At 37.3% G+C, this 13,139-nt stretch carries 12 protein-coding genes; 7 read left to right on the forward strand and 5 right to left on the reverse strand.

What is annotated here, in order from left to right:
• From BMW42_RS12920 to BMW42_RS12935, 4 genes are all read left to right on the forward strand, one after another.
• The coding region (locus BMW42_RS12920; protein WP_171260732.1) for an alpha/beta hydrolase at positions 1-353 on the forward strand (353 nt) is incomplete at its 5' end.
• A gap of 181 nt (positions 354-534) precedes the next feature.
• A complete protein-coding gene (locus BMW42_RS12925) occupies positions 535-2,202 on the forward strand; it encodes a phosphoethanolamine transferase (RefSeq protein ID WP_092768379.1) in 1,668 nt (555 codons plus the stop codon).
• A 13-nt stretch (positions 2,203-2,215) separates the two neighbouring features.
• Positions 2,216-2,896: a response regulator transcription factor gene (locus tag BMW42_RS12930; protein ID WP_092768381.1), complete on the forward strand. Its 681-nt coding sequence runs from the start codon at positions 2,216-2,218 to the stop codon at positions 2,894-2,896.
• Between the two features lie 15 nt (positions 2,897-2,911).
• Positions 2,912-4,225, forward strand: coding sequence for an ATP-binding protein (locus BMW42_RS12935; RefSeq protein ID WP_092768383.1), 1,314 nt, complete (start codon positions 2,912-2,914; stop codon positions 4,223-4,225).
• A gap of 60 nt (positions 4,226-4,285) precedes the next feature.
• Here the strand turns inward: BMW42_RS12935 and BMW42_RS12940 are convergent, their stop codons facing one another.
• Complete coding sequence (locus tag BMW42_RS12940; RefSeq protein ID WP_092768385.1) at positions 4,286-4,897, reverse strand: phosphatase PAP2 family protein; 612 nt, start codon at positions 4,895-4,897, stop codon at positions 4,286-4,288.
• Positions 4,898-5,049: 152 nt separating this feature from the next.
• On the opposite strand from BMW42_RS12940, the gene BMW42_RS12945 reads away from it, so the two are divergent.
• Complete coding sequence (locus tag BMW42_RS12945) at positions 5,050-5,922, forward strand: alpha/beta hydrolase (RefSeq protein WP_171260733.1); 873 nt, start codon at positions 5,050-5,052, stop codon at positions 5,920-5,922.
• 4 nt (positions 5,923-5,926) lie between these two features.
• Here BMW42_RS12945 and BMW42_RS12950 read toward each other — a convergent pair whose 3' ends face one another.
• On the reverse strand, positions 5,927-6,544 hold the full coding sequence (locus BMW42_RS12950) for a TetR/AcrR family transcriptional regulator (RefSeq protein ID WP_092768389.1): 618 nt from the start codon (positions 6,542-6,544) through the stop codon (positions 5,927-5,929).
• A 104-nt stretch (positions 6,545-6,648) separates the two neighbouring features.
• Here BMW42_RS12950 and BMW42_RS12955 point away from each other — a divergent pair, with 104 nt between their 5' ends.
• Together BMW42_RS12955 and BMW42_RS12960 are read left to right on the forward strand one after the other, a co-directional pair.
• A complete protein-coding gene (locus tag BMW42_RS12955; RefSeq protein WP_213032621.1) occupies positions 6,649-8,004 on the forward strand; it encodes a flavin-containing monooxygenase in 1,356 nt (451 codons plus the stop codon).
• Positions 8,005-8,117: 113 nt separating this feature from the next.
• The gene (locus BMW42_RS12960) at positions 8,118-9,740 is read left to right on the forward strand and encodes a long-chain-fatty-acid--CoA ligase (protein WP_092768393.1); all 1,623 of its coding nucleotides are present in this window, start codon (positions 8,118-8,120) and stop codon (positions 9,738-9,740) included.
• A 60-nt stretch (positions 9,741-9,800) separates the two neighbouring features.
• Here BMW42_RS12960 and BMW42_RS12965 read toward each other — a convergent pair whose 3' ends face one another.
• The 3 genes from BMW42_RS12965 to BMW42_RS12975 all read right to left on the reverse strand — a co-directional run bounded on the left by BMW42_RS12965 (position 9,801) and on the right by BMW42_RS12975 (position 13,095).
• Positions 9,801-11,117: a flavin monoamine oxidase family protein gene (locus tag BMW42_RS12965; protein ID WP_092768395.1), complete on the reverse strand. Its 1,317-nt coding sequence runs from the start codon at positions 11,115-11,117 to the stop codon at positions 9,801-9,803.
• A 182-nt stretch (positions 11,118-11,299) separates the two neighbouring features.
• Positions 11,300-12,298 (reverse strand): cysteine synthase A, encoded by a 999-nt coding sequence (gene cysK, locus BMW42_RS12970; protein ID WP_092768396.1) that lies wholly within the window; start codon positions 12,296-12,298, stop codon positions 11,300-11,302.
• Positions 12,299-12,420: 122 nt separating this feature from the next.
• Complete coding sequence (locus tag BMW42_RS12975; protein WP_092768398.1) at positions 12,421-13,095, reverse strand: class I SAM-dependent methyltransferase; 675 nt, start codon at positions 13,093-13,095, stop codon at positions 12,421-12,423.
• Between the last annotated feature and the right edge of the window lie 44 nt (positions 13,096-13,139).

Below are 13,139 nucleotides of genomic sequence, written 5' to 3' on the forward strand. Positions count from 1 at the left end.
CACCGATTGCATCAACGGCTGCAGGTCGTTGGTTTACAGATCCCTTTATCCAAAGCAACCCAGCAGTGATTGAAAAACTTTCAAACGACTTAGGAGCTGGCAGCCCTGAAGGTTATGCAAGCTGCTGTGAAGCTTTGGCTAAGGCGGATGTGCGTGAACAACTCAAACAGATTTCGATTCCTGTATTGATTATTGCAGGTCAACAAGACCCTGTGACCACTGTGGCAGATGGTCAGTTTATGCAAGCAGCGATTGCGGGTAGTCAACTTGTTGAGATTAATGCTTCGCACATTTCGAATGTTGAACAACCACAGGCGTTTAACCAAGCTGTGGCTGAATTTATTCAGGCTTAAGTTCAGAACAACTTAAACCTGAACCCAGGAAACATCACTTGTCACGGGTGACTCATCTTGACGCTTTGCCAGATTGCTCCACCAGTCTGGCTTTTTTATGCCCTAGAGTTCATACATTTATTCAGTAAATTTTAAGAAACAAAACCTAATCTCAGCGTAGTTAAATATTAGAACTGATCGCATGCGCTACACATCTATTATTCAGCAATGGAAAAAACCAACGATAAGCCTAGCACTATTCAATTTAATACTCTCGGTGTGGGCTGGTATTGGTTTAAATATTGCGTTCTACAAACAACTTACTTCACTCACACCTTATCAAGGTTATCAAGCAATTCTTTTTTTACTAGGCTCAACTGTTTTAATCACAGCCGCTTATTTTTTTATTTTCAATCTTATTCATTGGAGATCGAACGTAAAGATATTTGCAGATATCTGGATTGTATTAGGCGGTATGTCCGCATATTTTGTAAATAATTTAGGCATTATTATCAATGCTGATCAGATTCAAAATATGATGCAAACCAATACGATGGAAGCACTTGATCTGATAAATATAAGATTAGTTGTTTGGGTCCTATTTTTTATTTTGGTTCCTCTTTATTTTATTTATTGGGTGAATATCAAAAAATCAACGTTTTCTCATACCCTTTGCAGGAAAATGTTACACAGTGTAATCAGTTTAGTTTTAGTGTTAGTGTTAGGTTGCGCTTATTTATATTATGTTGACTATGCAGCTATTTTTAGAGAAAACAGAGAGTTGAAAGGAATGATCAGCCCTCAAAATGTCGTTGCAGCGTCCTTCAGTTATTATAAACATCTTCAACCTCCCAAAAATACTATAATTCAACCCTACGGACGTGATGCACACCAATTTATTCAAACGGCGACCCATCAAACTCCAAAACTGATGGTTTTAGTGATAGGAGAAACAGCACGTGCAGAAAGTTTTCAGTTGAATGGATATGATCGAGCTACAAATCCAGAATTAAGCAAATTAAATATAATCAATTTTCGTAACGTCAGTTCCTGTGGTACTGCAACGGCGGTATCCGTACCTTGTTTATTTTCTGGTATGACTCGACTAGCATATACAGAAAAAGTCGCAAGACAACGGGAGAACTTACTCGATATTATTCAACGTGCGGGCTACAAAGTAACGTGGATCAATAACAATTCAGGATGCAAAGAGGTTTGTAATCGGGTTGAGCGTTATGAAATTCCCGAATCTATTCATAAGCAATGGTGCGATTCTAAGGGTGAATGTAAAGATGAAATATTGATTGATAGCCTTAATGCCTATATTCAAGCCATTCCCAAAAATGATAAAACGCCAAGACTTATCGTACTCCATCAAATGGGAAGTCACGGCCCAGCTTACTATAAACGGTCCACTCATCAATACACACCCTTTCAGCCGACTTGTAACACCAGCGCAATTCAAGGATGTAGTCAACAAGCTCTGATCAATACTTATGATAATTCAATTGTATATACAGACCATATTCTCGCTTCGACAATCAATTTATTAAACAAACAAACTCAATTTCAATCCGCTTTATGGTATTTATCAGATCATGGTGAATCCACGGGTGAACATGGAATGTATTTACATGGCGCCCCTTATCAAATTGCACCATCACAACAAACTCATGTTCCGATGATCATGTGGTTTTCAACAGCATGGCGAAAACATGAAGCGTCAACTGTACGATGCATTGAATCTCGGAAAAATGATGTACTAAGCCAAGACAATGTCTTTCACACCATGCTAAGTTTATTAAATATTCATACTGCAACATTACAACCCGCATTAGACCTCAGCCAACAATGCAAACCTCAATTATAGAACAGAGCCTAATATGAATAAAATCCTGATGATTGAAGATGACTTTATGATTGCAGAGTCATCTCAAAAGTTGCTCCAATATCAATCATTTGAAGTAGTCTGGGTCAATAATGGCATCGATGGCTTAAAACAATTAAATCAACAAGCATTTGATTTAGTGCTGCTCGATCTTGGATTACCTATGATGGATGGCATGCAAGTACTCAAACATCTTCGCTCACTATTTCCTTCAATTCCTGTACTCATTATTTCAGCAAGAGATCAACTTCAGCACCGTATCGATGGATTAAATCAAGGCGCTGATGATTATCTAGTAAAACCATACGAGTTTGAGGAGTTATTAGCGCGTATTCACGCCATACTCAGACGTGCATCTCAACAAAATACACCTCAGATAAAACAAATTTTAGAATTTGGCGGACTCAGGTTAGATCTTGAACAACATATCGCGAGTTTTGAAAATCAGACGGTTGAGTTTTCAAACCGTGAGTGGGCTTTATTAATTCCACTCTTAACTTATCCAAATAAGATTTTTTCGAAGTCTAATCTTGAAGAAAAACTGTATGATATTGAAAATGAAATCAGCAGTAATACCATTGAAGTCTATATTCATCGCATACGCTCAAAATTAGGTAAAAATTTTATTCGTAATGTGCGAGGATTAGGTTATCGGCTAGGTCAGCCTACACCATAAAACAAGAATTGATTCATGACGCAACCCTACTCTTTACAAAAGCAACTTGTTGTATTTACCTCAATTTTTAGTGTGGTAATGGGATGCATATTAGTTTTTTCAGCCTATAGAACAGCTTTAGAAGAAACAAATGAAATACTTGATGCTCAGCTGAAAAATCTGGCAGAGCGCGTTGCAAAATTTAATCCAGATCCTGTAAAGAGTAAATTTTCACATTTAAAACAGTACCATGAAGAAGATTTATTTGTAGATGTTTGGGCCTATGACCAACAATCACATTTACATGAAAAGTTTAAACAGTTGGTTGAGCCAGTCGCTAAGTCAGGTTTTTATCATCACACTAATCATTATGGTAAATGGCATACCTATGTGATTCCATTGAAAACTGTTCAAGTTCAAGTGAGCCAACAAGACTCTGTTCGACAAGCTTTAGCCATAGAGCTCGCAATCAACATGTTTTTACCTTATTTAATCATTATGCCCTTCGCGATTTATGGCTTAGGTTTTATAATTAGAAGAAATTTTGCTCCATTTGAGCAATTTAAATCCGAATTAAGTACACGTAAACCAAATGAGCTGACCGTAATTGACCCTCAACAGTACCCTATTGAGCTAGTACCCAGCATTCAAGCAATCAATCAATTATTTCAAAGGATCTCTGATGCCCAACAAGAACAAAAACAATTTATTGCAGACGCCGCTCACGAATTAAGAACACCAATTACAGCATTAAATCTTCAAACTAAAATTTTACTCAAAGAGCTCCCCCATCACGAATCATTAATCAAAATGAATAATGGTTTACACCGAACTCAGCATTTGGTCGGACAGCTTTTAAATCTCGCTCAACAAGATTCATTGAATGCCAGTAACGAGAAAAAAATGAGTATTCGGTTAGATGAACGTGCTTATCAATCTATTGAACAATTGATTCATTTAGCTTTAGCCAAAGAAATCGATTTAGGTATGGAACGTTATGAACACGTTCAAATTATAAATTATTCATCTGCTATAGATTCAATATTAACCAACTTAATAGAGAATGCGATTAAATACACGCCTCCCAATGGCATCATTAATGTTTCGACATTTCAAGAGAATGATATAGCTATCATTCAAGTCGAAGATAGTGGCCCAGGAATTTCAGCAGATCTCTATGAACGTATTAAAAAAAGATTTTATCGAGTTGAGCAACATCAAGAAATTGGTAGTGGCTTAGGTTTATCAATTGTTGAAAAAGCGGTAGAACGTATGGGGGGTAATCTTATCTTTGATCGCAGCCCTCAATTAGGTGGTTTATTGGTGAGAGTGGAAATTAAACTACATTAATTGCTTAGGCTAATTTAACCTTTTCTTTTAGACTAAATATTACGACATTGAACATCCAAATCAGCCAACCAGTCCAAAGATTATGACTAAAAAATGCGCTCCTCTGAGCATTTGTGTCCATCCCATAAGCATTCCCAAGAGAATTGCACTCAATAAGTAAAATTGAGCTAATTTGCTTTTTTTGCTCCTGAACACAAAATACCCACTCAATAATGCAAAACCTGAAGAAGCATGACCTCCAGGAAAACAATGCCCAACTTTACTACTGAGACTCCAGACAACTGTCATTCCCTGAGGTTGAGCTGCATCCCATGGACACATCAAGTTCGACTGTGATTTGAACAACGCTATTAAAATAATTGAAATTAAAGCAACTGCAAAAATTGTGATGTAATTTTTAGAGGTTTCCAAATTTTGATTTCTCGATTTGGGATGAGCAACCATAACTACAGATATCAGCATACTGCAGTACATCGCGATTAGCACATATTTAACCCATTCATGCCCGACTACACTTGGCCAAAATGCATCTTTTAAATAGAACACTCCTTTTGAATTTAAGCCTAATTGAATCAATTTCATGTCGACTGCACCATGTACTGGAAATAGATTGACCAAAATGAAATAGCTCAAGATTAAGGCGATACATTGCTTGCGATAGAAAAAACTCATACGAATACATCGAATAAAAATGTATTTAAATCAATCAGGCTTAAAATTTTCTGAACGATTTGACATCAAATAGACTTTTATACTGCATAACGATATGCTTAAACCAACCTGAGTTGGGTTTAAAAAATAAAAAAATGTTAAGGATAACCACGATGCAAACTCAAGAATTACTCATTCCGAATGGCAGCTATCAAATCCAAGCGGATTTATATATGCCAGAGCCGATCACAAAAGATTCTAGTATCATCATTATGGCTCATGGCTTAGGTGGAGAAAAAAGCTGTGGCTTAAACTCTTTCGCTGAAGCTTATGCAGAATTGGGATATAACGTATGCGTATTTGATCATTCTGGTTTTGGATTAAGCAGTGGTCCTGTTCAGCATCTTGTTGATAAAAATAGTCAACTTCAGGATTGGAAAGTCGTTATCGACTATATTCAAACCCGATTCTACATCCCGAAAAAAAATATCATTTTATGGGGGTATTCGTTCAGTGGTGCGCATGTTCTAACATTAGCAAGTGAACACACCTTTAAAGCAGTGATCTCTAATTTTCCACACGTTGATGGTTTAGTGAGCTTGACACTGTATCCGAAAAAATATTTATTGCCTGCAACCATGATTGCATTACAAGATTTAGCCCTAGCAAAAATAGGTAGACTCAAAACCATGCCTGTAGTTGCAAAAGATCGGTTTGCCATTTTGGCGGGTGAAGATTGCTATGATGCCTATTATCGACTGATTCCAGACGGGATGCATTGGAAAAATGCTGTACCAGCTCGAATCGTTGCAACCATTGGTTTATACCGACCAACAATGATCGTTCATAAAATTCAATGCCCTGTTTTTGTGTCAGGTGCGGAACTAGATTCACTTATTCCTGTCAAAGCAACACGTAAACTCGCACAAAAACTAAAACAAGGTGAATATCGTGAGTTCGTCTGCGGTCACTTCGATCTATTTCATTCGCCCGTTTTTGATCAACTCATCGCAGCGCATCAACATTTTTTGGAAAAACTAAAATAAACTTTTAAAGTTGGTAGTTATATCCCTTACTGCTTAAGTAAAATTCACTGATGAAATGGCATTCTTTTAGAATGTCATCAGTGACTTGTTGATGCTGATAGTAGCTGTGTTTCATTAATGCAAAAACCATTTCAACCAGATACACCGCTTCCTCTTTTCTATTCAATTTCAGCGGATGTACTTTCTGCTCAAATACCGCTTGTAAATCATGAGCAATCTTCTCAATGACGATTTCCTGTAAATTAAAACCATCAACATGTACTGGCCCACCCAGAATCAAAATACTTGCAGCAGGATTTGAATTGTAGAACTCAGCCACCTTAGAAATTAGGTCAATACAAATATCACGTGTTGACCAAGTTTGATAGCACTCATTTTTAAACAAAACATAGGCCTGCAGTTCATCTAAATAACGTTTCACCAATATGCTGAACAAATGATTAACTGTTGGAAAGTATTGATAAATCGTAATCTTAGGAAGATCGGACTGTGCTGCAATTTCGGGAATAGTACAGTAATTGATGCCTTGTTCTTCTAATATTTTCTTCGTTGTTTCTAATACAAGTTCTAACCTTGCTTTACTTCTTTTTTGTACAGGAAGCTTAATTTCATCAAAAAGCATTTAAACAAATCCCCTGTCTTGCTGTTTAAAAATAAATCGATTATAGTCATAAAACCAACTATAGTTGGTTATGAATAAAAAGAACATCATTCAAGGATATGAATATGAACACAGTCTGTATCATTGGTGCAGGTCCGTCAGGAATTACGGCTGCTAAAAATTGTCAACAAAATGGTATTGCATACGATATCTTCGAGAAGAATGACAAAGTCGGTGGGAATTGGGTGTTTAATTCTAAAACTGGTCATTCTTCAGTCTATGAGAATACACACATTATTAGCTCGCGTACAATGTCTGAATATGAAGATTATCCAATGCCAGACAGTTACCCTGATTATCCACGACATGATCATCTACAGCAGTATTTTGAAAATTATGCCAAACATTTTGGTGTATATGACAAGATTAAATTTCATCACACCATTCACCATATTCATAAAAATGAAAATAAAAAATGGGTGGTGGATTACACCGATGATCAAGGTAAAGAACAACAGAAAATATATGACTATTTAATGGTTGCAAATGGTCATCACTGGAAACCGAAATACCCTGAGTATGAAGGTGAATTTACTGGCAAGTGGATGCATTCACATGATTTTAAAGGTGTAAATGACGACTGGCGTGGAAAGAAAATTTTAGTCATTGGTGCAGGTAATTCAGGCTGTGATGTTGCCGTAGAATCAGCACGTGTCTCAAAAGATGTGTATATATCGATGCGCAGTCCACAATGGTTTGTTCCAAAATTTATGTTTGGACATCCCGCAGACATACTCGTCAAGTCAATGGAAAAACTTCCGCCCAAAATGCGCCAAAAAATTCTGACCAAATTGGTAAAAGCATTCAGTGGAAATTACGCAGATTTTGGCTTGCCTGTAAATGACAAACCGATGCTGACACAACATCCAACGGCGAACTCTGACTTCATTGACTATGTGCGTCACGGTAAAATCAAACCAAAACCAGCGATCAAGCGTCTCAATGGTAAAATTGTAGAATTCGTCGATGGTACTCAACAAGAGTTTGATATTATTTGTTGTTGTACTGGTTTCTGGACCGTCTTCCCTTTCTTCGATAAAGATTTTATAGATTTCCAACATGCTGAAAAATTACCGCTTTACCGTAAAATGATGCATGCAGAACATGACAATCTTTATTTCATTGGTTTATTCCAGCCACTAGGTTGTATTTGGCCAATTTCAGATCATCAAGCCAATTTGGCATGTCAGGAAATCTTAGGAAAATATAAACGTCCTGCTGATATGAAAAAAGCGATTCAGCATGAGTTAGATCATCCACATTACAACTTTGAAGGCGGTCAACGTCATGCAGCAGAGGTTGACTATAATGACTTCCGCGCTGAACTCGTGTCAGACCTTAAAACTGCTGGTGTCATCATTCCAGAGCGTAAACCTTTGGTTTCAATCCGTAAATTAGTTGGTTCTTTACTGACTGCATAATTTAGTGTATTTCTAGGTCATCAGTGAGTGTTACGTTAATCGTGAGCACTCACCTTACATAAATATAATCAACTCAAAATAAAAACTTAAATGATCAATAGCAGGAGCTTTGCATGCACGGACGTATGATGTTTCAACCTTTATTAATCAGCAGTTTACTAGAACATGCTGCTGAATTTCATAAAGACACCCTGATCGTTTCAAAAAACACCGATGGCTCACTTTACGAAACCAATTGGGGCGATGTATCGGATAATGCTAAACGTGGTGCAAAGGCATTAAATGAACTTAAACTCATTCACGGCGATTGTATTGCAACATTAGCTTGGAACAATCATCGTCATTTAGAGGCTTGGTATGCTATTTCTGGTAGTGGCTTAATCTGTCACACCATTAACCCAAGATTATTTCCAGAACAACTGATTTTCATTATTAATGATGCACAAGATAAAGCGATTATTTTTGATAAAACATTTCTACCTTTGATTACAGGAATAAAAGCACATATTCCACTGGTGCAACATTTCATCTGCTTAGATGCACCTGATGAAAAGATTCGTCAAGCCTTACCCGAAGTCTTGTTCTACGATGATTTAATTGCGGGTCAAACTGCAGAATATACATGGCCTGAATTTGATGAAACCACTGCTAGTTCACTATGTTATACCTCTGGAACAACAGGCAATCCTAAAGGTGCTCTCTATTCTCATCGCTCAACTGTTCTTCACAGTTTAGCGGCCAGCTTACCTGACTCACTCAATCTGTCAGCCAAAGACATTATTTTACCTGTAGTTCCGATGTTTCACGTTCATGCATGGGGAACACCTTATGCCGCAGCGATGGTAGGTGCTTCAATTATATTACCAGGGCCGGGTCTTGATGGTGAGAGTCTAGTTAAACTCATTGATCAATATGAAGTGACTGTTGCACTTGGTGTTCCTACCATTTGGCAAAGCTTGTTGGTCGCTGCAAAAGCAATGAACAGTTCACTGACCTCTTTAAAACGTAATGTGATTGGTGGCTCGGCTTGCCCACCTAGCATGTTAGCCACATTCCGTGATGTATATGATTGTGAAACCATTCATGCATGGGGGATGACTGAAGCTAGTCCACTTGGCACTGCCAATCAATTCAAAGCTAAACATAAACAACTTTCTCAGGATCAACAAGCAAAACTACGTCTTTCCCAAGGTCGCCCGCCGTTTGGAGTCAGGATTCGTTTAGTGTCTGAAGAAAGAGGAACCGATCTTGTTCCACATGATGGTGAGACTATTGGTAATTTACAAATCAAAGGACATTGGATTGTTGACAAATACTTTGGTCAGTCCGACTCACCATTGACCAGTGATGGATGGTTTGATACTGGAGATATTGCGTCTATAGATGCTGATGGCTATCTGCATATTAGTGATCGTGCCAAAGACTTGATTAAATCTGGTGGAGAATGGATCTCTTCTGTAGAGCTTGAAAATATCGCAATGGGTCACCCAGAAATTGCGATGGCTGCGGTCATCGCAGCACAACATCCAAAGTGGGATGAAAGACCTGTCTTAATCGCCGTTAAACATCCTAATAGTCAAATCACTGAACAACAACTCATTGATTACTATGCTGATAAAATTGCTAAATGGCAAACTCCAGATAAAGTGATTTTTGTCGATGCCATACCGCTTAGCGGCACTGGAAAAATGCTAAAAAGAAAACTTCGCGAAGAATATGGACATGTATTAATGTGAGTTCAGGTTAATTTCTCAACTCACTCATACTAACTAAATAAAGCTGTAACTGTACATCAGTTACAGCTTTATATTTAAGCCACTACGAATAATTAAATTAGCAGTATCACGACCTGACAGATATGCACCATGCACAGTGCCTGCATAATCGGTATGACAATGTTCACCTGCAAAATATACTTGCGCTGGATGCTCTTTTTTAAAGATCTCTACATCATCTTTAGTATGTTCAACTTTTGGAAAACTAAATGAACCTAAACTAAACGGATCACTTCCCCAGCGGGTAATTATGATGTTCTGAATTTCATTGGAGTGTATGCAAATCTTCAATATTTTCTTGATATATTCATGCACCTGTTGATCCGTTGCTTGATCAACCCATTCTGACTTTGTACCTCCAACGAGAAGTAGATAAGTCGGTTTATTATATAAACGACTAAAATCTAAAATACTATACAGCTCACGCTCATCCCAAAAAAATGCCGTATTGTGTTTAAGTGCATTCCCATTAAATTCTAGAACTTTTGAAAATTGTATAAATATTTTATTGAAAGATCCAAAACCCAGCTTTTGAATCGATCGGACTAATCCACTAGGCAAAGGCGGCTCAAACTTAATTTTATCTTGCTTTAAAATACCGAGTGGAACTGTCACCACAACTTGAGAACCTATGTAAAGCTGTCCACATGCTGTTTTTATCTGCACTTGATGAGAGTCATGATCGATTTCAACAATATCTGCATTCGTATGAATCTCTAAATCAGTAGCCAGAACTTTAACAATCTGTTCATAACCTTTTGGAAATATCACTTCATCGCCTGAGAAGTAGCCTTCAAAATCCATAAAATTATGGGCTAATTGCTCTAAATCAGTCGCAAAAGGATCATTGGCAAGCCTTGAGTAATACTGCTTAATTTTTTGTGTGATGACGTCTCGATCAAAATAATGAAGTTGAAAACGTATCTTTCCTAAAACATTCTCAAGTTGCTCAAAAGCGGAGATATCCTGCTCTTTTGATTTATTTTGAAAAACCTTCTGAACATCACGAAGGCATTTTTCAAATTCTAAGCTCTCTTGTTCGGTAAATGGCTGACCATTGGCATGAAAATAATCCACTTGATCATAATTAAAAACTTGAGTACTTATCCGATTGGACTCTGCAATTTTCCATATCGGATTATTATCAATACCATGTATCCATGATGCACCAAGGTCAAAACAATGACCATCAATGTTTTGTGTATGTATTCTCCCACCTATACGATCACGTGCTTCTAAAACAACAACATTAAATCCTGCTGATTTTAAATGCTGAGCACAACTTAATCCTGCAACACCAGCGCCGATAATATAAATAGGATGATTAAAGTCGTTCATTCATTTTTTTATTAGAAAAAATTCGCTTAAAGATATCGCGTTCAAAACTGTGAAAATAGTCGTGTGATGTAATAAATTTAAAATGATTGGTAACTTAAGAAGAGTTTAAAATTGTTTGAATCGAATAAATCACAAAAAAACGGCCATGAAGACCGTTTTTTTAGAATGCTTTGACTTTCTCATTAATCTGCTGATATATCTTCGAATAAAACTGAAGATAAATAGCGCTCTCCAGCATCAGGTAAAATCACCACTATAGTTTTACCTGCATTTTCAGGACGTTGAGCAAGTTCATGAGCGGCCGCTAATGCTGCACCACTTGAAATACCCACAAAAATCCCTTCTTTGATTGCAGATTGACGAGCAAAATCAATTGCTGTTTGATTTTCAACCGCGATAACTTCATCCACCAAATCTAAATCTAGGTTTTTAGGAATAAAGTTTGCACCAATGCCTTGGATTTTATGTGGTCCCGGAGTGAGTGTTTCGCCACGCTTCGCTTGTCCAATAATTGGTGAGTCTGCTGGTTCAACTGCAACTGAGTAAAGGGCTTGATTTTTAACTTTCTCAAAATAACGCGAAATACCAGAGATCGTACCTCCCGTACCTACACCAGCCACTAAAATATCAACCTTACCACCCGTTGCTTCAAAAATTTCAGGTCCAGTTGTAGTTTCATGAATGGCAGGATTTGCTGGGTTTTCAAATTGCTGAGGTAAATAATAAAGCTCTGGGTTCTCAGCAACTAAACGTTCTGCTTCTTGAACAGCACCATTCATACCTTTAGCTGGATCGGTTAATACTAAATGAGCACCCAATGCTTTGAGTACTTTACGGCGCTCGATACTCATACTTGCAGGCATAGTCAGTGTGATGTCATAACCTTTAGCAGCAGCAACAAAAGCTAGCGCAATCCCTGTATTACCACTCGTCGGTTCAACAATATGCATGCCTGCTTTAAGCACACCACGTTGTTCTGCATCTGCAATCAAAGCAGCACCAACACGGCATTTTACTGAAAATGCTGGGTTACGTGCTTCGACTTTGGCAAGAACTGTAGCCCCACCCTGTATTACACGATTAATGCGAATGAGCGGTGTATTACCAATCGCTTCAGCGTTATTACTGTATACCGCGATTCCACGATTAGAAGTTTGTGGAAATTGAGTCTCTGTGGTCATGAACAATCCTTATATTCATAAAACAATACTTTTATCATAATCCTTTTTCATTTTAGATATATAACCATTTGTACGATTTTCATATAAGATAAAATGAATAGGTTATTCTAAATATGAAATTATCACTTTACTGCTTTTAATCCATAAAAATTAGACATTTGACAAAAAGTTCTTAAATTTTGATAACCAGCCTGAAGGTATAGATTCTTAATCTCTTTCACCGTCATTAAATTAAAGTCATCATGTATTCTTTCCAACATGACCTGACTTTGTTTTTCACTTAATCCTATTTTTGTCACCAAATTTTTTAATACTAACTGATCATTTGGTTCTTCGAATTGCATCAGATCGAAACTCAGAACCACACCATCTTGTTTCAAAGCATGGTAAATATCACCTAAAAAACTCTTTTTGTATGCATGTGAAACAAAATGAAAAACCAAAATACTCAATACTGCATCAAAATTTTCAGAATATTTCTGGAGCACCGTCGTGTCACCTTGCAGAATTATGACTCGGTGCATTTGCTGCTTAAACTGAACGATCTGTTTTGTTTTTTCAAGCATCGCTGACGATGGATCAAACACAACAAACTCCGCCTTAGGAAAATGATCTAATAAATAATTCAGTTCAAACCCTGTTCCGCACCCGACAATGGCAATTTTAGCTTCTTCTTTGAGATGAGTTTCAAGTAGCGCCAGTATATGTAGATGCATCAGTTCATATCCTGGTATCAGCTGTCTGATATGTTCATCATAGTTTTCTACGATTTTTGGGTGATCAAAATTCTTTGCCATATCGCTCTTCTACTATTTTTTAAAATTAAGCCGAACTTAGTGAA

Origin of the sequence: Acinetobacter sp. DSM 11652 (assembly GCF_900109815.1) — a bacterium.
Taxonomy (GTDB): domain Bacteria; phylum Pseudomonadota; class Gammaproteobacteria; order Pseudomonadales; family Moraxellaceae; genus Acinetobacter.